Raw genomic sequence first — 25,518 nt, 5'->3', positions numbered from 1 at the left:
AGCTTGATTGCGTTTTCACCTTTTGAGAAACTATACTTAGAGCATGAAAGGGGGAATTCATTTATGAGTGAATTCAACATGAGAAAAATTGGTCAGCAGATCGCTACCAAACGCAAAGAAAAAAATCTGACCCAAAGCAACTTGGCAGACCAATTACTTGTCCGCTATCAAGCGGTCAGTAATTGGGAGCGGGGCAACTCACTGCCGGACATTGAAAAATTGCCGCAGCTAGCGGCGATTTTAGGCCTATCGATCGATGAGCTGTTAGGGAAGCCAGCAGCTGCGGTTCAACATTATCAAGCAGGAACCGCGCAGCCAAAAGAAATCGCCGAACTAGCTCCGCTGATCAAACCGCAAGAACTATCGGCACTGATTCAAGAAGAACCGTTTCAAGAATCTTCTTTAGACCTAGACTTATTGCCTAGACTAGCACCTCATTTGAATAGTGCTGACTTGCAGCACTTGCTTAATGGCGCCGAAAATATCCCAGAAGATGTCATGGAAGAACTCTTGCCGTTTTTGAAAAAGCCCCAAATAGAAGAGATCCTTAAAGGCAACCACTATTCCATGGCTTTTTGGGAAGAGGCGGCGCCCTTTTTAACCCCCAACTTTTTGGTGGGAGAAATCAAAGGCTGGCTTGAAACCCCTGACTTTCGCTTTTCTGAGATTGAAGAACTGCTTCCCTTTTTACCTGCACCGTATCTGGATGAACTCCTGCTGACGGCCCTGGAACAGCCAAACGTTACCGCATCAGAACGCTTGTCTTATGATGAAATCGAAGAACTGCTGCCGTTTCTGACAGAAGCAACGATCTGCCGGCTTGTTCAAGCACTGCCCTTCTCAACAGATGAATTGGAAGAAATCGCCCCTTTCCTCTCCTCAAAGAACTTACTTGTCCTATTAAAAAAAGGACACTAAAAAAACAAGATTCTTCTTTACTTTTGGTAAACCACCGTTTATAATTTCGTTAACCAAATAAATCTTTTTTAGGTTAACGAAATTATTACTAGAGAGAAGGATTCGATGAAATTATCATTACGTGAACAAATCCATGCCGCATTATTTGCGATCATTATTGCTGGTCTTTCCCAATTGACGATTCCGTTCGGTTTGATCCCATTGACAGGACAAACCTTTGCGATTGGACTGGCGGTGACTTTCCTCGGCACGCGAACAGGAACGATGGCGATCATCATTTACTTGCTGTTAGGATTGATCGGTTTGCCCGTTTTCGCTGGTTTTTCCAGCGGTGTCGGTGTTTTGTTAGGACCAACCGGAGGCTATTTAGTCGGCTTCCTCTTTAACGGATTGCTTACTGGATTGGTCGTAGAAAAAACGGCGTTTCGCTACACAGGAGCAGTGATCGGCAATATTGTCGGTGCGCTGGCAACTTTGTTGTTTGGTACATTATGGCTGAAATGGAGCACTGGCATGGCATGGCCGGCGGCTTTTAACGGTGGTTTTGTTTTGTTTATTATCCCCGGGATCATCAAAGCCGTTGCCGCAGCTTATCTAGGTATCTTTTTAAGAAACCGCTTGGCGCAACGACTGGCTTTGCGTTAATAAAAAACACTCGCGTCATATGCAGCGATTCCCATCAGTTAGCTTTTTCGTCTAACTTTTGGAAATCGCCACATCACGCGAGTGTTCTTTTTTAGTTGTCGATCTCTTCAATCAACAACTGCGGCCAAACTTTCTGCCACTGCTTCATCGCTTGGCGTTGTCGGTAAACCGCAAGGTACTGGTCATTTTGGGCGAAATGCGGTGTTGGACACACCCGAAAACTGCAAACATCCTGCCAACCGAAAGGCGCCATCAATTCAATCTCGCCTTGTTTCATTCGTGCCGCCACCGCTGTACAACGCTCTGGAAACTTCGTTAAAGCATCGAAGGTACTTGTATAAGTGGGTTCCTCGACAAAGTTGTGCTGGTGCATCAATGCTTGATTTCGAACCTCCCAAGGAAATTCGGGAAACGAACGGCGCAGATGCGCTTCGATCGCTGCTGTTTCTTCTACGCTTACAGTCGGATCATAAAACACGACATCAATATCGGTTATCGGCACCTCCGCTATTTTTCCGCTAAGAAAACCCCATAAATAATTCCGCAGGTACCCGGCACACAGCCAGCAATCCGGCAGCTGTAACGCTTCAATGATCGTAAGCAGTTGTCGACATTCACGATTTTTTGCAAACAAGTTCTGGATCGCTTGTTCCTTCATTGGCGTCCTCCTCTAATGGGCTCAGGCTAGTTATTTCAAGGTCCAACCACCGTCGATGGGCACGATCGCCCCCTGCAAGTAACTAGCTTGCGGGCTGGCAAGAAAAAGGGTCAGCGCTGCAACTTCTTCTGGTTGCGCCCAACGCTTGACCGGCGTCTCCTCTGCCACCCATTGCGCCATTTTTCCGTCACCAGCAAAATCAGCCGCATTCATCGGCGTTTGAATCGCACCTGGCGCGATGCCCTTCACCGAGATCCCTTGATCTGCAACATCCAATGCCAACTGTTTGGTAAACCCGACGATCGCGTGTTTTGCGGTTGTATAAGCGATCCCACCTCCACCAGCGACCATTCCAGCGATCGACGCCATATTAATGATCGTTCCGCCACCATTGGCTTGCATCAGCGGCAAAATTTCTTTCGTTAAATAAAACATGCTGGAGACATTGGTTTGAAATATCTCCTCCCACTCCATTGATGTCGTCTCAGCGATCGTATGATAGCCATCTAGTTTCCCGGCTGTATTCAACAAGATCGTCATGCCACCAAAGTGTGTAACACAAGCTTGGACCGCTGCAAGACAATTTTCTTCCACCGCTAAATCGCAACACGTGCCGAAAAAGCGGGGCTGGGCTAAAAGCGTATCAGGAAACGATTGGCAGTCAACCCCAAATACTTGAGCGCCTTCTGCAAGAAACGCCTCTGCTTGCGCTCTGCCGATGCCTGAAGCAGCTCCTGTGACAAACACAATCGTTTTGTCATCGATCCACGATGCTGTCATTCCACGATTTTCCAATCTTCCGCAAGAATGTCGCAAACAGTCGGTGCGAAACTCGAGAATCCCTCATCTGCTGTTTTGATCAAAAAGTAAGGGGTGACTGGGGCATTGTCGTACACTTCGCCTTCAACGAATGTCACATAAAGTTCAAAACCGCCCCAACCTTCACGGATGATTTTTTTGCCGGCTTTTAATTCTGGTAAGATTTCTTCAAATGTCATAATTTTTCTCCTTTGTGTTTTTCTTCTAATGGTTTAAATTGCTTGGAAATTCAATTACGAAAACAAGCAGGACTCGGTTGCTGCGCTAATACGGCAGTAGTGTGATCGCTTGCGCCAATTCTTCTAAAAGATGCGTCGTTTTATAGTCCTCAAATGCCTCATGATGGTTTCGCAGCAGCGTCCGAACTTTCGTTGGCGAATATGCTTCTGCTAAGTGATTTTCCATAACGAACCGGCGGGTCAACTGCCATTCATAATAGTAGCCGAAGGGGCGGCAATAGTAGCTGGTTCCCGCAAGTTCTTTTTTCTCAAAGCGTCGATGGGTATGCCCAAAGACAACTGCCCGAACATTGGCGTAGCGGTCGATCACTGCGCCAAAATCGGGCGACCCTAAAAACGCATTTAGGTGGTTCCAGCGGGCATACTTGCCGGTCTGACGAACAATAAACGCTTCTTGGGGCACAAAATGGGTAGAAAGAAGAATTTCTTGGTCTTGCGGCAAACGGGCCAATGTTTCCGCTAAACGCTCATTGATGGCTTGGCTGATTTCCTTATCCGATCCCTTTCGCTGAATCATGCGGTCATACCAAAACAAATTTTTCAGCCGCAAGATCTCAGATTCACTGGTCAGATCAGAATATTGGTAGTCATACCAGCCATTGATTCCCAACAGCAGTGTTTTTTCTGATAAGCGATACGTCTGAAAATTAAGAAAGGCGGGATCATCGAAAGCCTCGATCTCTTGTTCCGTCAAGTCCACCATTTCATGATTGCCCCAGTGAAAGGTCGTTGGCACCTGTCGACTTTGAAAAAATGCGACCACGTCTAATAGCCTTTGCTTTTTATTCGCCACATCTCCTGCCAGATGCAGATGGGTCACCTGATTTTGCTGCAAATAATCAGCGATCAGCTGCAGATGGGGGTCGAATAATTGGTTGATATCGACGTGCAAGTCGCTAATAACCGCCAGCGTGCCCATATCAGCGGCCTGCCGTCTGCTTTTCGATCCGTAACAATTGGACATCATTAGCTAAGATCCCGCTATTTCCCACCAATTGCAACCGTTGATAGGTCGGTTCCACCTGCAATCGGGTCTGTTCTTCTAAATACACCTGTGCCCCTTGCTTCAACCAAATCGTGCCTAATGGTGTCGTTAAAGGGGTGTCGTAGATCGCCAATCCTTCTTCTGGATAGCTTTGCGGCACGATAATCAGGCGAAAATGGATGTCCAAACGGCAGGTGATCTCCGTTGCGGGAAACGGACCGACGCCGTCTTCAAAATCCAAATAGAGACGATCGTCTGGCTGCACATAAGGGGTTATTTTTTCAATTGCTGCTGGCTCAATGTTCAGTTCCATGACGAGAGCACTCCTTTACATAATACGTTTTTTCCATTCCTCCAGCGTGATGCCGCGCGTGACTTCATCGATGATTTCTTCACCCGATTTGCGGGCAGCTGGGATCGTTGCTTCCAATTTCATCCCAATTTTCTCCATGACCCGTCCAGACTTGGGATTTCGAGCATCATGTCGAGCAAAAATCCGAATCAATTCGAGTGTTTCAAAACCAAAATGCAGCAGTGTCATTGCCGCTTCTGGCATGATCCCTTGCCCCCAGTAATCGCGACTTAATGTATAACCAAGCTCAGCGATCTCTTTTTCAGATTCCACCCGTAAATCGATGGTCCCGATCATTTTGCCTGAGTCTTTTTCTTCGATCGCATATTTCCCTAAGGGTGCAGCAACAAAATACTCGGCAATGCGCAGTTTTGTTTCGTCAACCGACCCATGTCTAGCAAAGACGAAGGTCGTCGTTTCTTCATCATTTGCATAGGCAAACATGTCTGCTGCATCCGCCAAGGAAACGGGGCGCAAGAGCAGCCTCGGTGTCTCCAACCACTGATTTTCTGCTAATAATAGCAAATGTCGTTCTTTTGTTGTCATAGGATCCCTACTTTCTATCAGAACTCTCTCACGATCGCACCCCTCTTTTGCTATTTGTTGGATATGCTATAATAAGCATAAGTAAACGCTTTGAGGAGGATACTTCAATGTCAGACGAATTAGAAAAACGCCTTGATACAGGAATGTATGGGACGCCTCGCGTCAACCCAGATGAACAGCGCAAGTATTTAGGCACGTTTCGTGAACGGTGTTATCTTAGTATGACAGTAACAGAAATGAAGAAGAAGGACAACCAGAAAACGCTCTTGAACGCCTTACCAGATTATCAAGGTGCGCTCGTGCTGCTCAACGGAAAATTGCCAGAATCGATCCAGACCGATTACATCACTTTACTGACCAAACAACAGATGGAATTTCGGATCGTCTCCGATGCCCAAGATGCCGGTCCAGACAGTATCGGCTTGCTGATTGCCGGGAAAGAAGCCGTCAATCAAGACGTCATCGATATCGAAAAAAAATACCCTGCAGCTGCCGCTCCATCAGATAAAGAGCACGAACAACCAGATAAAACGTCATTTTGGAAACGTCTTTTCCATTAAAAGGAGGAACTATCATGGAACAATCAACACCGCCCTACCTTTCATTAAAGAAAGAACTGCTTGATGCTTTGGATTTGCATATCGATTTGTTGAAAACGGCCCCTACGATCGAATCCAGCCATCTGGATGGCGTATTGTTCATGATGCGCAGCTTGGGTTTTATGCTGGATCGCGCTCCGAAAGTACTCCTACTGGAGGATCAGAATGAAATGAACTTTATGATGTTTCAATATTATAGCCTCCTGTCGGAACTGAAGTACAATCTCGTTTTAAACTTTCCCTATGCCTCGATTCAAGGCGTACCGTTATTGACCTTGATCCAACGTTTTCCTACCACGTATGAAAAAGAAATGAAACAATGGTGGGAAGCCCGAACGGGTCTCAAGGTGGAAGAAACAAAACAAACGATTGAGATCGCTACTTTTGAAGCCTAATAAAAAGACTGCACACTTTCGAAGGGAATCACCTTCCAGAGTGTGCAGTTCTTTGCTCTCTAAGCTTCCATCAGCTTTCGAAGACTTCAGGGAACAACAGGCGTAAAACAGACATAGTTAAGCGTCGGCCTTTCCCGCTGTATGGATAAACGTGCATATGCATCGCTGGGTTGAAATTGGCTTCAATGATTCCATAAGCCCCCGGTTCATTGGCTGGCTTGGTTTTATCTGGAATAATCAGATCGATTCCACTGATAGACGCTTGTAATGCGGCGACCGCATCGACTGCTACTTGTTTGTAGTCATCGTTGAAGTCATCCGTTACATCGATAGAATCACCGCCAGTACTGATATTCGAGTTTTCTCGCAGATAAACGATCTGCCCCTCTTCTGGCACTGAATCTACTTGATACCCTTGCTCTTTTAACATCAGTTGTTCCAGTTCCCCTAATTGAATCAACTCTAATGGAGTCCGATGATGGGTGCCGCGCAATGGATCGAGATTTTTCTCTGCGACGAGTTCCGTGATCGTACGCTTGCCGTCACCCACGACATTGGCTGGGATACGTAATAAAATCGCATCAACTCGCCCATCGATCACGAAGAACCGATATTCTGTCCCTGATAAAAAGGTCTCAACGAGGATCGAATCATCTTCCGCAAAGGCAATGGCGACCGCCGCTTGATAATCCGCTAAAGAGGCGCCTTCTTTGAAAATCGAGATACCGATCCCATAGTTGGTGGTTTTCGGTTTTACCACAAACCCGCTGTGGGCAACTTGAGGATAAAACGCGATCGCTTCTTCTGCCGAAGCGAATTCAGCACCACCTGGTACATGAAAGCCATTTTCGGCTAAGATTTTTTTGGTGACCGTTTTATTCGCCATGATCAATGGAACGATATACTGATCCTTACTAGTCATATTGGCATTTTTAACATATTCGATGTGGTCTTTCACGGCTAATTTCAAGAATTGATCCGTTTCATCCAGTACCGTCACTTCGATGCCTTTTTGGATCGCATCGAACAAGAGAATCTGGGTCGACAATTCCATTGCTCGAAAACCAGCCAATTGATACGGTTTTTCCCAAGCAGCATGATGATACTTTTGTCCCAGCAATGTTGCTGTCTGCGCTTGGCTGGTTGCTTGACTCGCTGAGAAAAGACGTCCGGCGAAGGTTCTTTCTGGTTCAGCCAGCATCTCAGAAAGCTGATCCAAAAATGGCGGATGCGGCAGCTCAAGGGCTTGGGCAAAGTCCATCATCTCAGCAATCAGTGCTTGCGCTTCTTGCTGATACGTTAATGGTGCTAAGGGATGCTCTAATGCGACCTGATCATTTTTCTGATTGCCTTCTTCGATCCACGCATCGGCATCGCTGCCTTCTTCTTTTGTACTTAAAAACAATAAGAAGAAATGTAAGAACGCGACTTGCTCTTTGGAAATGCCATAGCGGGCAAAGGGATCGATATCGATATTTCTTAACTCAATATAACGGATACCAGCTGAGGCTAGATCTGCGACCCGTTTTCCCCCACGTAAACGCACTGGCGCATAAAATTCTTTTTCTTCTGAAAGCTTTCCTGTCTCCACTAATTTGGCAATATCCGCAAGATAGGTCTCTAACGAAGCATAAGATACCTTGACGTCTTCGTGATTCGTGTAGCCATAACGGCTATTGCGAATACTGCGGACTGGTTCTTGCGGTCCGTTTTCTGTCGTAAAATAATTGGCTTCTGATGCAGGGGTCGCCCCAAAGAAATACGTTAAAAACCAGCGATAATGCAAATAATTGCGAGTTACTTTCAAATAAAGCGCCGTTTTAAAGGCTTGATAGCTTTCCTTCGTTTCAGATAAAGCATACAGTTGCTGCAAAAAGTCTTCCGCAAATTCAAAATTGAAATGTATCCCACTGACCATTTGCTTACGGCGACCATAAGTTTTGGCCAAATAGCGGCGGTAGAGCACATCTTCAAATTGGTCTAATTTAGCAATGACGATGTCTTCTTCTTTTTCTGGTAAAGCCGGTGGCATGCTCAAAGGCCAGAGCATTTCTTCTGCTGCCATTGAACGATATGCCACATCGTGGATGGCCCCTAAGAAACGGAACAATTCATCCACTGAATCCGCGACCGGCGTGATCAGTTCCAGTTGATTTTCCGCAAAATCCGTTTGGATATAGGGATGGAAGCGCCGATTGCCTAGCGCTTTCGGATGATCGGTTCCCGCGAACGTCCCATCGAGCCGCACCCGTTGCGCTTCACGCTCAATCCCATAGCGTCCTTTCAATAAATAGGGAAAAAGCTCTTTATGTGATAACAATGTTTTTATTTTCATTCGACTGCCCTCTATGTTCTTCTACTATTTTTTTCTTATATTCTGTTTCTTTCCATCTATTATAGTGAAAAATGGTGAAAAATGCAGAAATTTGCTCCTCACTTGTAATATCTCTTACTAAAATTACCAAGAATTTATAAAATACTTGAATAAATTTGATATTTACCTTCAAAATAAAGTATACTGCTTATAGAACAGTAAATTATTATGTCCATATTACTCTTTTTTGAAAGGAAGAATAGTGAATGAAGCCACTTAATCTTACCAAACGCGAACGTCAAATCATGAATATCTTCTGGAATTCAGACAAACCTCTTTCTGCAAATGACATTGCTGTCCAACAGCAAGATCTAAGCAAGAATACCATTCAAGCAGTCGTACGTAAACTAAAAAACCACGACTTATTGAAAGTAGCAGATATCGGCTACAGCGGTACTGTTTTGACTCGGTTGTATTCTCCGAATGTGACCCAAGAAGACTTCTTAGCAGCAGAATTGTCTGATCAATCTTTATTGAATTTGATTACGAACTTTATCGAAACCAATAAAGATATCGATACGTTGAACAACTTGGAAAAAATGATCACTGAGCGCCAAGGGGAACTTAAGAAATAATCTTTCCCCCTCGTTCAACTCGTTGTATTCTGCCTGATACTTCCCAAAGTTTTTAGACAGCGCAGAAGAAAACGAATCGTTCAAACTGCTTTTCCTGATTTTTGGCAAAGTCGTGCATCGCTGTACCCACATTTGCCACGCCAAGTGTTCTCAGCTTTCCGTCACAAGTCAAGCTCATGGAAAGAGACGACGACCCGTTTTCTCTTCCCTTTGATCTCACAAAAGCAACAATAAAGGAGAGCCATGTGCAGGTATTTGACCTGACACAGGGCTCTTCTTTTTTTATTCTTTGATCAAGCCTTTGAATAAGCCGACGACAAATTCATTTGGATCAAATGGTTCTAAATCGTTGATGCCTTCTCCAAGTCCCACTAATTTGACTGGCAGCCGCAGCTCGTTACGGATCGCCAAGACGATCCCTCCTTTAGCTGTGCCATCAAGTTTGGTTAAGACGAGGCCAGAAACATCCGTCGTCTCTTTAAACTGTTTTGCTTGATTCATGGCATTTTGCCCCGTTGTTGCATCCAACACGAGCAAGACTTCATGAGGGGCCGTTGGGTCCACTCGCTGAATGATCCGTTTGATTTTTTCTAATTCGTTCATCAAATTGACTTTGTTTTGCAAACGACCAGCGGTATCTACTAATAAAACGTCAGCATTTTCTCGTTTTGCGCGCTCCATCGCATCAAACACGACTGCTGCAGGATCGCCTCCCGCATTGCCACGAACGACTTCAACACCAGCCCGTTCACCCCAGACCACTAATTGATCGATGGCACCGGCACGGAAAGTATCCGCTGCAGCCAATAAGACTTTCTTGCCTTCGGCTTTGAATTGGTGGGCTAATTTCCCGATACTGGTGGTTTTTCCAACACCGTTCACGCCAACAAATAAAATGACGGTCAACCCCGACTGCATATTCAACTCGTTGACTTCACCGACACCTGCTTCCCCATATAGGTCAACCAATTTTTCGATGATGACATTTTGGACATCTGCCGTTTTCTTCACATTACGTAGTTTGACTTCTTGTCTCAATGCATCCGCGATCTTCATCGCCGCATCAAAGCCGACGTCTGCGCCGATCAGCGTTTCTTCCACTTCTTCGAAGAAGTCTTCGTCCACCGTACGGAAGTTGGCAAACAATTCGTTCATCCGTTGCCCAAAGGTTTTCCGTGATTTCGTCAATCCTTTGGTGTATTTATCCTGCACACTTTCCGTTTCTGGCGCTGGTTGAAGGATTGGTGTAGCCGCTGGGGTTTGCTCTGATGGTGTATCCTTAGCCACTTCTTCTGGAATACTTGGTGCTTCTTCTCCTTTATTCGCTGTCGTTGCTTCTTGCTGCGGGGACACTTCAGCAGTTTCTTGCTCTGCCTCCAAATCACTGGAGTCGGCGGTTTCTGCAGGTGCCACTGGTTCTGAAGCGCCTTGTTCAGCAGGAGTTTGTGCTGGCTGGCTTTCTTCTGAACGCTGTGCCTCTGGTGAGTCAGCATCGACTAACGGTTTGTCGGTTTCTTGCTCTGCTTCTTTGGTTTCTCCAATCAGCGCTTTTTTGATTTTGTCAAAAAATCCCATCTTACGCACCTCCTTTTAAGACATATTCTTCAATCACTGCTGCCACACCGTCTTCTTGGTTTGAAACGGTGACAACGTCAGCCGCCTCTTTAATGATTGGCACGGCATTGGCCATCGCTACGCCAATCCCTGCATAGCGAATCATCGGCAAGTCATTTTCTTCATCACCGATCGCCATCACTTCTTCTTGCTTGATCCCTAAATCTTGCGCCAATAGGCTGATACCATAAGCTTTGGTGATTCCTTTAGGCATAAATTCCAACAGGTTATTCCGGCTTTTGATGATTTCATATTTCTCGCGGATCTCTGAGGAAATCTCAGGGATCTTAGGATCCAAGACTTCCTGATGGTAGGCGATCACCGCTTTATTATAGAGCATCGATTCATCAAGATCAGCTACGGCAAAAGGACGACAATCCAATAAAGGATTTAACGAGCCATAAATCGATGGATGCGCTGCTGAAGTGGGTAAACTCAAGACGATCTCTTCGGATACCACGTCTAGAGGCAAATTCAAGTCTTCCGCTACTGAAACCAATTCATGGATATCTGCCAGCTGCATCGCTGCTTTTTCAATGATCTCGCCAGTCTCATTTTTTTGAACCAAACCGCCGTTAAAGGTGATGCTATAGTCGCCGGGTTCTTTCAGCGATAATTCTTCTAAATAGGGACGGATCGCCCGTAATGGACGTCCCGTACAAATGACGATTTTTACGCCTTGTGCTTTGGCACGAGCAAGTACCTCTTTGTTGCGAGGAGTCACTTCTTTTTTGTCATTCAATAACGTTCCGTCTAAATCGATCGCAATCAGTTTAATCATATCATTCCTCCTCTATGCTTGATCTGCTGCAAAACTACCGCCTTCACGCACTTCTTCTAAGCGCACGGACACGGTCTTCGACACTCCAGATTCTTGCATGGTCACACCATACAACACGTCTGCTGCCTCCATCGTTCCTTTGCGGTGAGTTACGACGATAAACTGTGTATCATTTTGGAAAGCACTCAAGTAATGACCGAAACGAGAGACATTGGCTTCATCCAATGCTGCTTCCACTTCGTCAAGCACACAAAACGGTACTGGACGAACTTGAATAATGGAAAACAATAACGCAATCGCAGTCAGCGCCCGTTCGCCCCCTGATAGCAAGCTGAGGTTTTGCAATTTCTTGCCCGGTGGTTGGGCTTCGATCTCAATCCCAGTGTTCAATAAATCTTTCGGATCTGTTAAGACTAATTCCGCATGACCGCCGCCAAACATATTAGGAAATACTTGTTTGAATTGCAGACGAATCGCATCGAAGACTTCGCCGAAACGGGTTTTGACTTCTTCATCCATTTCAGACATCGTATCAAACAGCTGTGCTTTAGCCGACAGCAGATCGTCTCGCTGACTCGTCAAGAACAAATGCCGTTGATTGACTTGCTCATATTGTTCGATCGCATTTAAATTGACTGGACCAATTTGTTCGATCGCTTGTTTTAGTTCCTGAATGTCGACTTTGGCTTGATCTGCATCCTCGATTTCAGAAAAATCTTGCGCTGCCTTTTCAAAGGTAAGATTGTATTCTTCTTGTAAATACAACAAGCGATTGTCCATCACCAATTCTGCGCGATTTTTTTCGATCTCAACTTCAGTTTTTTCTGACAGCTTTTCTTTTTGCGTTAAGTTTTCAGCACTCAGGGCTTCGTCTAATGCGCCGATTTCTTGTTGAACCACTTGCCGTTGTTCACGAATCACCGTCAATTCCGCTGTTACCTGCTGCTTGGTTTTTGTGAATGCTTCAATTCGCTGAAGAATGTTTTCTTCTGAGAACTCATGATCGCTGACGTTACTTGTCAAGGCAGCTAACTGCCGTTCTAAGGAGTGCTGACGCGCTTCGTTTTCTTCCAATGCTTGATTCGTAGCGGCAATTTTTTGCTGCAAATGCGCCACTTGTTCTTTTTGAACGGCGAAAGCTGCCTGCAAGCGCGCACTTTCTTGTGCTAAGGTTTGGCGTTTTTCCTCGATCAAGTCTTCTTCGGCATTCATTTGATGAATATCTTGATCGATTTTCGCCAATTGCGCCGCAATATTCTTTTGCTGTTCTTCCAAACTCGTCTTCTTCTCATCATATTCTTCAAAGAAGGCTTGCACTTCGCGATGTTCAAAATCAAACACTTGCTGTTCTTGCTTCAAGCGGCTCAGGTCATTCTCAAGATTTTGTAAGCGGCTTTGCAGCTCATGCTCCGTCATGCGAGCCTGTTCCCCTTGCGTCCGCAATTCTTCTAGTGCTGCTTGTGCTTCTTTGGTCGCTGCTTCAAAATGCTGGACTTGCTTTTCCGTTTTTAAAAGCCGCTCATCCAGTTGCGCCGCTTGTGCCGTCAATTGTTGCAGCTCATTGCTTTGGCTAAACAAACTACCGGCATTTTTCTTCGTTGCGCCACCCGTCATGGAACCGCCAGCATTCATGACATCCCCTTCTAAGGAAACGACCCGATAGCTATAGTTCAATGCCCGTGCTAACGCATTGGCACTTTGCAAGTCTTCGGCAATCAAGATACTACCTAACAAGTTATCCGTAATGGTTTGAACGTGTTCAGACGACTGTACCAATTCGCTGGCAACACCGATAAAGCCAGACACTTGCTTGGCTTGATTGCGGGCATAATCTGGCAAATGACGGGCTTTGATGGTCGTCAACGGTAAGAAAGTGGCACGACCGCCGCGATTTTCTTTCAAATACGTGATGGCTGACCGTGCATCTCGTTCATTTTCAACGACGACATGCTGTGCAGCGGCGCCTAGTGCGGTCTCGATCGCCACGGTATAGTCTTGTGGCACATCGATCAACTCCGCTACTGCGCCAACGATGCCGCTGATTTGCTGTTTGTTTTTCAAAATCAAGCGAACGCCTTGATAGAAGCCGCTATAATTTTCTTGAATGTCTTGCAGACTGCGCTGTTTCGCTCGTGCCTGCTGCACTTGACTCATTAACTGATACATTTTCTTTTGTTCTTCATCAAAGCGTTTTTTGTTGGTCTGAGCTTTTTCTTGAAGATGGATGTATTGCTTGCGTTGTTCTTCTAAAATCACCTTAGCCTGCGTTAGCTGCTCTTCCACGATTTGCGCTTCCGTCGTCTTTTCTTTCAACGACGTATTCATTTGCGTCTGCTTGCTTAACGCCGTTTGATTTTTCGCGGCTTCTTGCTGGTATTGACGCTCCAAGTATTTCAATTCGTTTCCGATCGTTGCCTGCTCTTGCATGGCTTCGACATATTGGCTACGCAATTCTTCAATGATTTCTTTTGCTGAACGTTGGTACTTTTCCTGCTCTTGCTGACACGCCAGCATCGCTGCTTCAACTTCCTGCACACTCCGATTCTTTTGTGAAAGCAAGCCAATCAGTTCTGCTTTTTCTTCATTTAAAAGTGTGACCCGTTCCGTGACTTCCTCTAAGGTTTCTTGGTATTCCGCGGAGCTTTTTTGCGTATGTTTTGATCGTTCATCCAAGACTTCTTTTTGTCCTTCAGCTTGCTTCAGTCCTTCGGTAACCTCTAAAAGCTGCTGATTCAAACGCTCCAACGTTTCATCAAAGGCGGTACGTTGTTGTCGCAAAGAATGTAGCGACAGTTCCCCTTGGTTGATCTTTTCGGAAATCTGCGCCAGTTCTTGGTTAAAGGTACTCAGTTGAGCTTTGGCTGTCTCCCACGCTTCTTTTGCTTTCGTGATCTCTAAGACCGCATAGGCCACATCAACCGTCGTCAATTTTTCTTTTAACGCTAAAAAGCGATTGGCTGCGTCACTTTGGGCTGCCAAAGGCACCAACTGATCTTCTAGTTCATAAATGATATCTTGTAGACGGCTTAAATTGTCTTCCGTTTCAAACAACTTTTGCTCGGCTTTCTTTTTCCGCTGTTTGTACTTCAATACCCCCGCCGCTTCTTCAAAAATCCCACGACGGTCTTCTGGTTTGCTGCTGAAAATTGCTTCTACCTTGCCTTGGGAAATGATCGAAAATGATTCTTTCCCCAACCCAGAATCCATGAATAACTCTTGGATGTCCTTTAAGCGGCAAGCTTGTTTATTTAAGAAAAAGTCGCTTTCGCCGGTTCTTCTCAAGCGGCGAGTCACGCTGATCTCACTGTAATCCATCGGTAAGTAATGATCGCTATTGTCTAAAACGATCGTCACTTCCGCTATATTTAGCGCTCTGCGGGTGTCAGAACCTGCAAAAATAACATCAGGCATTTTGCCACCACGTAGATTTTTGGCAGATTGTTCTCCTAAAACCCAACGAATCGCTTCGGTAATATTGCTCTTGCCGCTGCCATTTGGTCCGACGACTGCAGTCACACGATGTTCGAAATCAATGACTGTGCGGTCGGCAAAGGATTTAAAGCCGGCAATCTCTATTCGTTTTAAATACACTCCGCCAGTCCTCTCTTACTGTTCAAGATCTGCCAAGGCATTCGCCGCGGCGTCCTGTTCTGATAATTTCTTCGATTTTCCTTGTCCTTTTCCGATCAAGGTATCATCGCAATAGACTTCCGTCCAAAAAATCCGTTCATGGGCGGGGCCTGCTTCTTTGATCAAACGATAGTTGATGGAAACATCGCCGCCACGCTGCAAGACTTCTTGCAAGCGGGTCTTGTGATCCATCTCATGGGAAAAAGCACCTGCTTTTACTTTTGGAAAAACAACTTTCGTCAAAAAGCCGCTGACACTTTCCAGTCCTTGGTCCAAGTATAACGCACCTAAAAAGGCTTCAAATAGATCACAAAGCAAAGAAGGTCGTTTACGACCGCCAGAGTTTTCTTCCCCTTTGCCTAGACGAATGTATTCATCGAATCGGCAATCTTTGGCAAACATGGATAAACTGTCTTCGCGAACGATTGCCGCCCGTAGCTTCGTCAGCTTACCTTCGGGCAGATCTGGCAATTCACGATACAAATACCGTGAAACGATCAACTCTAAGACAGCATCGCCCAAAAACTCTAAACGTTCGTTATCTGACAAGTGCAAGTTGCGGTGCTCATTCACATAAGATGAATGCGTAAACGCTTGTTCAAGCAGATCTACATCATGGAACACAATATCAAACTTTTCTTTTAGTTCTTTCGTTAATTGTGTATTCATTTGTCACATTCCTTCATTAGTTTATCGACACTTCCCTATTATACTGGTTTTTGCCGAATTATGAAATGTTTCCTCCAAATTCTTGGAAAGACCGTAATAAAATTTTATCTACTTATTCTTCTCCTGTATAAAAAAAGCCTGTTTTCCTCAGATACCTGCAAAAAAACAAGAAAAAAGACGTCCCAGAAAGGACGTCTTTTCATCGATCATTGATTAACGAGATTCAGCTGTAACTGAAATTGTTGCCCAAGGATTGTAATTCACATCATAGGCCCATGTGAAGTCTTTGACACGATTTGATACAGGTAACACCGCACTACGGTAAAGTGTTGGGATAACAAATGCTTCATCAGCAGCATATTCTTGCCATGCATCAAACGCTTCTTTACGTTTTGCTTCGTCAAACGAATCTTTTGAATCGATTGCTTCTAGCAATTTCGTATTTTCTTCTGATTCAAAACGAGTGTAGTTGAACGCAGAGTTAGGTCCATACAAGCCCATTGGTGATGGGTCATAGCCAGTATTCCATGCACCTTGGTAAACATCAATCTCAGGATCATCATTTTCCAATTTGTCATAGAATGCTTGGAAGTCGATCAAGCGACCTGTTGTGTATTGTACATCAAGTCCGATTTCATTCCATTGTTGGATGTAGTAATCTGCTAACGGTTGTGCTGTTTCGCCACCGGACATTGAAGCAAAGTTGATGGTCAATTTCTCACCATTTTTGTCTTCACGCATACCGTCGCCATCGACATCTTTGTAGCCAGCATCATCAAGTAATTGATTTGCTTTGTCGATGTTTAAAGTATAACCTTCAACATCTGTATTGTGTAATGAGCCAAATACTGGTGGGATCAATGTCGTTGCATTTGTACGCAAGCCATTGTAGAAACGGCTTCCGACAGCATCATTATCTAATGCATACCCCATTGCTTGACGCAATGATTTGTCAGCCATTTTTGAATCAGGATTATATTCTACTTTTCCTTCATCAGCATTCCATTTACCTAATTTGAAACCTAAATAGGTGTAAGCAGTATCTGTTCGGCCTAAGATTTGATAACCATCAGTATCTTTATAAGTAGGATACGTATCTGTCGGCATTGATAAAGCCATATCATATTGTTTTGCGTTCATCGCTTCAACAATAGATGAAGTTGGAACTGCTTTAAATGATAATTTATCTAGTTTTGGCTTATCTCCATAATAGTATTCGTTTGGAACGTACTCTACGGATTCACCAGCTACGATATTTGACATTACATATGGTCCGAAGACGATTGGATTTTTACGAACTTGATCGCTTGATTCCATATCTTTGACTTCGATTCCTTCAAAGGCGTGTTTTGGTAATGCAGAAGCCCAAATACCACCACCTGCTTGCATCATACCAGGGTGAACTTCTTTGTATTCGATTTTAACGACTTTGTCACTTTCTTTGGTGATACCAGAAATAGTATCAGCTTTGCCATCATGGTAATCTTCCATACCAACAATGTTAGTAAAGTTACTATCATAACGAATACCAGTATAATCTTTGTTACCAATTACTTCGTATGTGAAGATGATATCATCTGCCGTAACATCTTCGCCATCAGACCATTTCAGGTTGTCGCGTAAAGTAATTGTTGCTGTGTTGTTGTCTTCATCTAGCTCAAGATTTGCAGCCCCGCCGTCAACAATTTTGAAATCAGCGTCATTGACGAATAAACTTTCATTACTTGGCAACATAAATTGTGCATCATAGTTATCTTGATAAAATTCTGTTTGGAACAACCCTTGGAATTGCGTATCCATCACTACTGCAACATCCAAAGTACCACCTTCGATTGCCTCTGCATCATTGCTAACTTCGATTGGGAAGTTGCTTACATCTTCCGTATCGTTTGCTGCATTGCCGCCACCAGAAGAATCGGTTCCGCCGCCGTTGCTGCCACAAGCTGCCAATGCTAACACTGACAAAAGAGTGACCATACCAAAAATATTTTTCTTCATCCTGTATCCTCCTTGTTTATCCTAGTCGTTGACGCGCATCCGCTGAACGCTTAAATGCTTGACCAACGTAATTGATACTCAACATCAAGACTAAAATTAGAATTGATGCGGGTAACCAGATCCACTGTCTGTTGACCAGCACATCACCGCTGCTGGCATATCCGATCAGTGTTCCCAAACTTGGAACATTGGTCGGCAGACCAAAACCTAAGAATGTTAGTGTCGTTTCAATACCGATATTCGCTGCAAAGTTCATTGTTAAGTTGGTGATGATCAATGAGCTAAGGTTCGGCATGATTTCGCGGAACATGATGACAAAGTCATTGGTTCCGAGGGTTTTCGATGCACTAACATAGTCGCGACGGCCTTCTGAAAGGGTCTTACTTCGGAAGAGCCTTGCTTTTCCGACCCAGTAAAAGGCACTCATGACCCATATAAAGGTCCAAACGTTATAACGAGGTACGATCGATACGATAACGATAATGATCAACATGATCGGCAAAATCATAACGAAGTCAACGATACGCATCAAAATGTTATCAATGATGCCGCCGTAGTAACCTGAGATGATCCCTAATCCGACCCCAACGATCGACGTAATGATCGTGATTGAAAAACCAATCAAGATTGAGTTACGCGCACCGATGATCAATTGTCCCCAAACATCACGGCCACCTTCATCCGCCCCTAAAAGGTAGGTGCCGCCGTTTGGCGAAATCGCGCCAGGTACAGCATATTTATCAAGGATGCTGACACGCATCACTTGTGATTGATCGATAACTGCCGAGCCGATAAACACGAATAATAAAACTGCGACTAACAAAACTAATGAAAAAATCGCCATTTTATCTTTTAAGAATTCGCGAAAAATCATTTTCAATCCCATAGGCGGGATGCTCTCTTGTTTTAGTACTTTTTCTTTCTTTTCAGACACATTTATCCCCTCCTATTACTGGATTCTGATTCTTGGATCGACAATACTCATGATGATATCTGACAGCAGCGTACCGATCAAGGTCGCTAGTCCTAAGATCAATGTCAGTGAAGTGATCACGGCATAGTCCCGTTGGACGATACTATCGATAAACAGTTTTCCGACACCTGGGTAGGCGAAGATTTTCTCAATGACCACAGAACCTGCGATCAATGACGTGATCTCGTAGCCCATTTGTGATGCGATCGGCAACGATGCATTCCGGAAAACGTGACGTGAGAAGACTTTGTTCGTTGGTACCCCTTTTGAACGAGCGGTACGAACGAAATCCAATGATTTCGAATCAATGACTTCACTTCGCAAGTATTGGATCGTCACTGCTGTTCCTAATAATGCAGAAGTGATTGCCGGTAATAGTAGGTGATACAAGCGACTCCAAAACTCAGCCATGCCGCTGACCCCCGGTGCAACGGAACCACCCGTTGGGAACCAAGCCAATCGGTAACCGAAGATGAACAATGCGATCAACGCAAAGATAAACAACGGTACGGCGAAACTGAAGAAGTTGTAAACAACGACGACTTTATCAAGCAATGAATTTTGGTAACGTCCTGCCCACATCCCTAAAGGAATGGCAATCACGTAAGTCAAAATGACCGTCAATAAGGATAACCACAATGTATTGCTGATACGTCCTGCTAATAATGTTGAAACAGGCAATTTAAAGATGAAGCTTTGTCCAAAGTCCCCTTTTAAGGCATTTCCGATCCAACGGAAATACTGGGTATACCATGGGTCATTCAAACCAGCGGCTTCACGCATCCGCTCAATAACAGCTGGATCTTGGTTTGGATTGATCAAACCAGTAAATGGATCCCCAGGCATTGCTTGTGCGATCAAGAAAATCAAGATACTCAAAATAATGACTTGTGGGATCATCAACAACAAACGACGTAGAATTGTTTTCCACATTATTCAGCACCCCCGTTTTTCAATGCGACTTGGTGCGACTCGGTGATTTTACGCAAGTCATACACTCTGCCAGATTCGTCGTAGTAATCTTTTTGATGGGTCACATATTCCAACTCGACCTTGCGGCGGTTTTCTTTGTGAGCATCGCGATTTTTTACGTCGATTTGAGGAATCGCTGATAATAAACGTTTTGTATAGATGTGACGCGGGTCTTGGTAGATATCTTCCCGTGTCCCGATCTCAACGAAGCGGCCTTTGTACATGATGGCGATATTGTCGCACATATGTTTTACGACCCCTAAGTCATGAGAGATAAATAAGAAACTTAAGCCGAATTCTTGCTGGATCCGTTTCATAAAGTTCAGTACCTGTGCTTGCACGGATAAGTCAAGAGCTGAAACCGGCTCATCGGCGACGATCAGTTTTGGATTGGAAGCTACCGCACGGGCAACCCCTAACCGTTGACGTTGTCCGCCAGAGAATTCATGCGGATATTTGTATAGGGCATCTTCTGGCATCCCAACGATATCCAACAAACTTTTCACACGTGTTTTCTCTTCTTGATCGCTTAAGCGTTCAAAGTTGCGCAATGGTTCTGCGATAATGTCCACCACACGTTTTTTAGGATTCAAGCTAGACATTGAATCTTGGAAAATCATTTGGACATCTTTGTTGTAGTTCATTTTCTTGCGGACAGAACGTTTAGTCACGTCTTGCCCATCATAAATGATTTCGCCGCTAGTGATTTTTTCTAACCCAACGATAGCTTTCCCAGTTGTGGATTTACCAGAACCAGACTCACCAACCAATCCGTAGGTTTTTCCTTTTTCAATGACGAAGTCCACACCATCAACGGCGTACACGTGATCCGTGACGCGGTTGAAGAATCCGCTGCGAATAGGATAGTGGACTTTCAGATCTTTGATTGTAATTAATTCTGTCATCTACACTTCTCCTTCTTCGTCTCTAAAATGAAAATGCTTGTAGCATGTGCAACGGACCAAATGATCAGGTGCTACTTCATGCAAGACTGGGTTTGCTTCGTGGTCGCTTTCAGGGATCCAAGGAATCCGTGCAGCAAACCGACAACCAGTCCGAGGCATATTTTTCAAGGAAGGAACCACCCCTTCGATCACATGCAGTTCACTGTCTTGAGAATTTTCTTGAGGGATCGAGTTAAGCAATGAGCGGGTGTATGGATGTTTCGGATTGGCAAACAACTCTTCGGCTGATGCGACTTCCACAAACTGTCCCCCATACATTACGGCTACTCGGTCGGCCATCTCCGCTACGACACCTAAATCGTGGGTGATCAAAATGATCCCCGTTTGCGTTTCTTCTTGCAAATCTTTTAGTAGATCAAGGATCTGTGCTTGGATCGTCACGTCCAACGCTGTCGTTGGCTCATCCGCAATGATGATTGGCGGTTTACAAGCAATCGCGATCGCGATGATGACCCGCTGACGCATCCCACCAGACAATTCATGAGGGTATTGACGTCCTACACGTGGCGGATTTGGAATCCCAACTTGTTCTAATAATTCTAATGCTCGTGCTTGGCGCTGTTCGGCATTCATATCTGTATGATAAGACAAACCTTCTTTGATTTGGTCTTCGATCCGCATCAACGGATTCAGTGCAGACAACGGATCTTGGAAAATCATCCCAATATCATTTCCGCGAATTTTGTTGTATAACGTTTCATTTAAGTTTGACAAGTTTAAATCTTTATATAAGATTTCCCCAGTGATTTTCGTGTTGTTTGGGTCATGTAGCCCCATGATCGTTGTAGCCAACGTACTTTTTCCGCAACCAGATTCTCCTACGATTGCTAAGATCTCATTACGATCCAGTGTAAAAGAAATACCATCTACTGCGTCATAGTAATCGTCTTTGATACGAAAACCTGTGTGAAGGTTTTGAACATCTAGTAATTGATTATCTCTGGACAATCGAATACCCCTCTCTACTTTCTAAGATGTCTTGCGTTTTAATGTAAAAAAGAAGGAACATGCATTTCATTTCCAAAAGCTTTCTTAACATTGTATAATATATTCTTAATAATTATATAGAAATGCTAACAATAATGCAAGTCCCAGAAAACTTAATACACTGAATTTTCAGAAAATTTACATTATGCTTCCAACGCCGTCATGTCAGGTTTAACGATCGTTTTTTTGATTTCGATTCTAAAGAAAAACCGCCCAAATCACAGCGGATCAATTATGAGAAAGAAAGAGCTAAGTCATCTAGGACTTAGCTCTTATGTCTGTCTTAAGCAAGATGGCTTGAAATATAATCAACCGCTCCACCGACTGTTTCGATCTGCTCGGCATCTTCATCAGAAATCTCGGTACCAAATTCATCTTCTAGTTCAAGGACGAATTCCATCACACTGATCGAATCAGCGTTCAAGTCGTCTTTAATGCTCATCGTATCCGTTACGTTCTCTGCGTCAATTTCAAAATGATTGGCGATCACGACCGCAACTTTCTTGAATACTTCATCTCGTGTCAACTGGCTTCACCTCCACGCGTTTGCACAAAACATAGAATGGCTAACAAACATTGTACTGCTTTCTATGCTTTTTGTCTAGATTTTTTTGCAATTTCATTACAATGATTGCATTATGATTGCGTTTCGTCTTTTGCAGCCGGCATTTCTTCAAAGTGGGCGACCAATTGTGCCACGACATCTGTTGCTAGCATCGTATGGATCTGCTTGATGGTGTACGCTACCGCTTCTGGTCCTGTCGCACCATGGGTTTTGATGACTGGTGCTTTCAAACCAAACAATACGGCCCCGCCATGTTTCGCATAATCCATTTCATTTTTCACTTTCCGCAATGCATCTTTCAGTAACAATGCGCCTAATTTTCCTTTGGTACCTGAATCAAGAATCGATTGTTTCAACAACGCCATCAAGTTCAAGGCGGTTCCTTCGATCGATTTCAAAACAGCGTTCCCAGTAAAGCCATCTGTCACGACGACGTCAGCTGCACCATCCAGTAATTCCCGGGCTTCGACATTGCCGATAAAGTGGATCGTAGGATCCGCTGACAGCAGTTCAAAGGCTTTTTTCGTTAATTCACTACCTTTGGTTTCTTCCGTTCCGTTATTTAACAAGCCGACCCGTGGTCGATTGATCCCACGAACTTTTTGGGCGTAAAAGGATCCTAAGACGGCATAGTTTGCCAAATGTTCTGGTTTATTGTCGGCATTGGCACCTAGATCCAGCATATCAAAGCCAGCATCTTTGCCAATCACTGGCATTGTGGACATCAATCCTGGACGATCGATTCCTTTGATCCGACCGACAATAAACAAGCCAGCCGCTAACAAGGCACCGGTATTTCCAGCTGAAAAAATCGCATCTGCTTCGCCATTTTTCACTGCTTGTGCCGCTAAGACCATTGAAGCGGTTTTTTTCCGTCTGATTGCTTTGACGGGTTCGTCATCACTATTGATTTTTTCATCTGTGTGGATGATAGTGACATTTTTATCATCCGTCATGTATTTTTTGATTTCATTTTCTTTTCCGTAAAGGAGGAATTCAATCTCTGGAAAGTCTTTTTTCGCCAGCATGACTCCTTCTACGATCGCTTTTGGGGCGTTGTCTCCGCCCATTGCATCAACAGCAATCCGCATCTCGCTGCCACTCCCTTCATTTTCCCAATCAGTATAGCATATTCTTTAATCAAAAAATTGTTTGCCTGCTTTTTTTGCTGCCAAATAGTTCGCCAATGCCGAAAATTCTGGCAACAGCTGCCAGCTGTTTTTTTGCCAAAGCTGGGTAGCTTCGACTTGTGCCACTTCTAGAATATGGGCATCCGCGACCAAATCGGCAGCCGTAAACTCTGGCAAGCCCGATTGTCGATTGCCGAAGACTTCTCCTGGCCCCCGCAACTGCAGGTCTTTTTCGCTGACTACAAAGCCGTTGGTGGTTTCTGTCATGATTTTCATTCGTTCGACCCCCGTCTCATTTTTCGGGTTCGCGATCAAAATACAGTAAGAAGCATCGGCTCCGCGTCCTACCCGTCCACGTAATTGGTGGAGCTGGGCTAATCCGAAACGATCAGCATCGATGATCAGCATCACTGTCGCATTGGGAACATTGACCCCTACTTCGATGACCGTCGTGGAAACCAAGATCTGCAGTTGATTTTCTTTGAATGCTTCCATAATAGTGTCTTTTTCTTGATTCTTCATTTTCCCGTGCAACATCCCTACTTGATAGGTTGGGGAAAAATAACTTTGCAGCTGCTCATAAATCTCCGTGGCATTCTTGACATCCAGCATTTCGGATTCTTCGATCAAAGGACAGATGACATACATCTGATGCCCCTGTGCCAATTCTTTTTGCGCCCACTCTAAGATCGATTCAAACTGCGGCGGTCTGACCCAGCGAGTCTCTACAGGAATCCGTCCTGCCGGCATTTCATCGATCACCGAAACATCCATTTCGCCATAGGCGGTGATCGCTAGTGTACGTGGGATTGGTGTGGCGGTCATAAAGAGCACATCAGGCAGATAGCCTTTTTCCCTTAAGACTTTTCGCTGATTGACCCCAAAACGGTGTTGTTCATCGGTGATGACTAAGCCAAGATGTGCAAAGTCTACCCCTTCTTGGATCAGCGCATGGGTCCCAACGATGATATCGATCTCCCCGGCTGCTAATTGTTCTAAGATGACCCGCCGTTCTTTTGGTTTGGTCGAGCCTGTCAAAAGAGCGGTGGTCACTTCTAAGGGGTCAAAGAGTTGATTCAAGCTTTCTAGGTGCTGTTGGGCCAAAATTTCAGTCGGCACCATCAGTGCGCCCTGAAAGCCAGCCGTCATCGTAGCATAGAGGGCGATCGCCGCAACGACTGTTTTCCCGCTCCCTACATCTCCTTGCAAGAGCCGCTGCATGTGCTGCGGACTTTTCAGGTCATGGCAGATTTCATTGGTCACGCGCTTTTGCGCATTCGTCAATTCAAAGGGCAGTTTACGAGTAAATTCTTTCAAGCGTTGCACATCATAATCGATCGTCAAGCCGTTTTTCTCGGCTTTTTCGCTTTTCTTCAGTCCTTGGATCTGCATTTGGAACAAAAAGAACTCTTCAAAAATCACCCGACGTTTCGCTTGATGGCTCTCTTGGGTATCTTTGGGAAAATGCATTGCAAACATCGCGGATTTCCGATCCAACAAGCGATATTTTTCGATCAATGACAAAGGCAAGATCTCTGTGATCTGATCACCAAAATCAAGAAATGCCTGTTTGATCAGTTCGATCAAAACACTTTGACGCACGGCTTTATTGACATGATAGATCGGTGCAAAGTCTTCGCCGCTTTTACTACCAAGAATCTTCATCCCCGTCAGTCCTTTGCGTTTGGCGTCCCATTTGCCATAGACGGCGATCTCTTCTGAGACCTCTACTTTATCCTTCAAATAAGGCTGATTGAAAAAGGAGACATTAAAGACATCGTGGTCTTGCATCATGCGAAATTGCAACCGACTTTTCTTGTAACCAAAGCGATTGACGACCGGTGGGGAAACGACGATCCCCTTGATCGTTACTTTTTCTTGGTCTTGAATCTCCGCTAATTGCCGTTCTTGAATGTCTTCATAACGAAACGGGTAATACTTTAGCAGGTCTTCGATGGTTTCGATTCCTAAACTCGCCAAGTCTTGGGCGCGTTTTTCTCCGACACCCTTTAATACCGTAAGTGGCTGATTCAGCATAGGTACCCTCCTTTTCCAAAAGTGATTTTGATTCATTACAGGGGTTCCTGCATTCATAGAAAAAGACGGAGCCAAAAATCATCTACGATTTT

The 25,518-nt window shown here is 44.6% G+C and carries 24 protein-coding genes; 5 read left to right on the top strand and 19 right to left on the bottom strand.

Going from position 1 to position 25,518, the window contains the following annotated elements:
- The first annotated feature begins 63 nt into the window (after positions 1-63).
- Positions 64-918, top strand: a complete 855-nt coding sequence (locus IGI86_RS01575; RefSeq protein WP_430617674.1) for a helix-turn-helix domain-containing protein — start codon at positions 64-66, stop codon at positions 916-918.
- A 105-nt stretch (positions 919-1,023) separates the two neighbouring features.
- The gene (locus IGI86_RS01570) at positions 1,024-1,563 is read left to right on the top strand and encodes a biotin transporter BioY (protein WP_005232455.1); all 540 of its coding nucleotides are present in this window, start codon (positions 1,024-1,026) and stop codon (positions 1,561-1,563) included.
- Between the two features lie 91 nt (positions 1,564-1,654).
- On the opposite strand, the gene IGI86_RS01565 is transcribed toward IGI86_RS01570, so the two are convergent.
- The 6 genes from IGI86_RS01565 to IGI86_RS01540 all read right to left on the bottom strand — a co-directional run bounded on the left by IGI86_RS01565 (position 1,655) and on the right by IGI86_RS01540 (position 5,162).
- On the bottom strand, positions 1,655-2,221 hold the full coding sequence (locus IGI86_RS01565) for a nucleotidyltransferase family protein (protein WP_430617673.1): 567 nt from the start codon (positions 2,219-2,221) through the stop codon (positions 1,655-1,657).
- A gap of 30 nt (positions 2,222-2,251) precedes the next feature.
- Positions 2,252-3,001, bottom strand: coding sequence for a 3-oxoacyl-ACP reductase (locus tag IGI86_RS01560; protein WP_005232459.1), 750 nt, complete (start codon positions 2,999-3,001; stop codon positions 2,252-2,254).
- Positions 2,998-3,219, bottom strand: a complete 222-nt coding sequence (locus tag IGI86_RS01555; RefSeq protein WP_005227147.1) for a DUF2829 domain-containing protein — start codon at positions 3,217-3,219, stop codon at positions 2,998-3,000. Before IGI86_RS01555 ends, IGI86_RS01560 begins: the two co-directional genes overlap by 4 nt.
- An 85-nt stretch (positions 3,220-3,304) precedes the next feature.
- Positions 3,305-4,198 (bottom strand): metallophosphoesterase, encoded by an 894-nt coding sequence (locus IGI86_RS01550; RefSeq protein ID WP_005232461.1) that lies wholly within the window; start codon positions 4,196-4,198, stop codon positions 3,305-3,307.
- Between the two features lies 1 nt (position 4,199).
- A complete protein-coding gene (locus IGI86_RS01545; RefSeq protein ID WP_428214735.1) occupies positions 4,200-4,577 on the bottom strand; it encodes an iron-sulfur cluster biosynthesis family protein in 378 nt (125 codons plus the stop codon).
- A 15-nt stretch (positions 4,578-4,592) separates the two neighbouring features.
- Positions 4,593-5,162, bottom strand: a complete 570-nt coding sequence (locus tag IGI86_RS01540; RefSeq protein WP_430617672.1) for a GNAT family N-acetyltransferase — start codon at positions 5,160-5,162, stop codon at positions 4,593-4,595.
- A 107-nt stretch (positions 5,163-5,269) separates the two neighbouring features.
- Between IGI86_RS01540 and IGI86_RS01535 the strand changes: the two genes are divergently transcribed.
- Both IGI86_RS01535 and IGI86_RS01530 read left to right on the top strand, forming a co-directional pair.
- On the top strand, positions 5,270-5,722 hold the full coding sequence (locus tag IGI86_RS01535; RefSeq protein ID WP_430617671.1) for a YueI family protein: 453 nt from the start codon (positions 5,270-5,272) through the stop codon (positions 5,720-5,722).
- A 14-nt stretch (positions 5,723-5,736) separates the two neighbouring features.
- Positions 5,737-6,156 carry a hypothetical protein gene (locus tag IGI86_RS01530; RefSeq protein WP_194199328.1) on the top strand — a complete coding sequence of 140 codons (420 nt, stop codon included), beginning with the start codon at positions 5,737-5,739 and terminating at the stop codon, positions 6,154-6,156.
- Between the two features lie 70 nt (positions 6,157-6,226).
- Here the strand turns inward: IGI86_RS01530 and gshAB are convergent, their stop codons facing one another.
- Complete coding sequence (gene gshAB, locus IGI86_RS01525; RefSeq protein ID WP_244732905.1) at positions 6,227-8,491, bottom strand: bifunctional glutamate--cysteine ligase GshA/glutathione synthetase GshB; 2,265 nt, start codon at positions 8,489-8,491, stop codon at positions 6,227-6,229.
- A 245-nt stretch (positions 8,492-8,736) separates the two neighbouring features.
- Here gshAB and IGI86_RS01520 point away from each other — a divergent pair, with 245 nt between their 5' ends.
- Positions 8,737-9,105 carry a BlaI/MecI/CopY family transcriptional regulator gene (locus IGI86_RS01520; protein ID WP_005227140.1) on the top strand — a complete coding sequence of 123 codons (369 nt, stop codon included), beginning with the start codon at positions 8,737-8,739 and terminating at the stop codon, positions 9,103-9,105.
- Positions 9,106-9,387: 282 nt separating this feature from the next.
- Here IGI86_RS01520 and ftsY read toward each other — a convergent pair whose 3' ends face one another.
- The 12 genes from ftsY to recG all read right to left on the bottom strand — a co-directional run bounded on the left by ftsY (position 9,388) and on the right by recG (position 25,426).
- Positions 9,388-10,680, bottom strand: a complete 1,293-nt coding sequence (ftsY, locus tag IGI86_RS01515) for a signal recognition particle-docking protein FtsY (protein WP_413132112.1) — start codon at positions 10,678-10,680, stop codon at positions 9,388-9,390.
- Position 10,681: 1 nt separating this feature from the next.
- Positions 10,682-11,500, bottom strand: coding sequence for a Cof-type HAD-IIB family hydrolase (locus IGI86_RS01510; RefSeq protein ID WP_005227138.1), 819 nt, complete (start codon positions 11,498-11,500; stop codon positions 10,682-10,684).
- Between the two features lie 12 nt (positions 11,501-11,512).
- Positions 11,513-15,091 (bottom strand): chromosome segregation protein SMC, encoded by a 3,579-nt coding sequence (smc, locus tag IGI86_RS01505; RefSeq protein ID WP_430617670.1) that lies wholly within the window; start codon positions 15,089-15,091, stop codon positions 11,513-11,515.
- A gap of 15 nt (positions 15,092-15,106) precedes the next feature.
- On the bottom strand, positions 15,107-15,799 hold the full coding sequence (gene rnc, locus IGI86_RS01500; protein WP_005227136.1) for a ribonuclease III: 693 nt from the start codon (positions 15,797-15,799) through the stop codon (positions 15,107-15,109).
- 213 nt (positions 15,800-16,012) lie between these two features.
- Positions 16,013-17,797, bottom strand: a complete 1,785-nt coding sequence (locus IGI86_RS01495) for an oligopeptide ABC transporter substrate-binding protein (protein WP_008376345.1) — start codon at positions 17,795-17,797, stop codon at positions 16,013-16,015.
- A 16-nt stretch (positions 17,798-17,813) separates the two neighbouring features.
- Positions 17,814-18,683 carry an ABC transporter permease gene (locus IGI86_RS01490; protein ID WP_153883525.1) on the bottom strand — a complete coding sequence of 290 codons (870 nt, stop codon included), beginning with the start codon at positions 18,681-18,683 and terminating at the stop codon, positions 17,814-17,816.
- Positions 18,684-18,746: 63 nt separating this feature from the next.
- On the bottom strand, positions 18,747-19,703 hold the full coding sequence (opp4B, locus tag IGI86_RS01485; protein WP_005227132.1) for an oligopeptide ABC transporter permease: 957 nt from the start codon (positions 19,701-19,703) through the stop codon (positions 18,747-18,749).
- Entirely contained in the window at positions 19,703-20,647 is a 945-nt protein-coding gene (locus tag IGI86_RS01480; RefSeq protein WP_005232492.1) for an ABC transporter ATP-binding protein, read from the bottom strand. The genes opp4B and IGI86_RS01480 overlap by 1 nt, the downstream gene beginning before the upstream one ends.
- Positions 20,648-21,655: an ABC transporter ATP-binding protein gene (locus IGI86_RS01475; protein WP_005232494.1), complete on the bottom strand. Its 1,008-nt coding sequence runs from the start codon at positions 21,653-21,655 to the stop codon at positions 20,648-20,650. It abuts the gene before it with no gap.
- A gap of 322 nt (positions 21,656-21,977) precedes the next feature.
- The gene (gene acpP / locus IGI86_RS01470; protein ID WP_005227129.1) at positions 21,978-22,220 is read right to left on the bottom strand and encodes an acyl carrier protein; all 243 of its coding nucleotides are present in this window, start codon (positions 22,218-22,220) and stop codon (positions 21,978-21,980) included.
- Positions 22,221-22,330: 110 nt separating this feature from the next.
- Positions 22,331-23,350, bottom strand: a complete 1,020-nt coding sequence (gene plsX / locus IGI86_RS01465; protein WP_005232496.1) for a phosphate acyltransferase PlsX — start codon at positions 23,348-23,350, stop codon at positions 22,331-22,333.
- Positions 23,351-23,395: 45 nt separating this feature from the next.
- Positions 23,396-25,426 (bottom strand): ATP-dependent DNA helicase RecG, encoded by a 2,031-nt coding sequence (gene recG, locus IGI86_RS01460; RefSeq protein ID WP_430617669.1) that lies wholly within the window; start codon positions 25,424-25,426, stop codon positions 23,396-23,398.
- Between the last annotated feature and the right edge of the window lie 92 nt (positions 25,427-25,518).

This window comes from Enterococcus sp. AZ188 (genome assembly GCF_050544075.1).
Classification (GTDB): Bacteria; Bacillota; Bacilli; order Lactobacillales; family Enterococcaceae; genus Enterococcus_D; species Enterococcus_D entomosocium.
The sequence above is the reverse complement of the archived record's forward strand: the minus strand, read 5'-3'. Positions and strand labels throughout refer to the sequence as shown.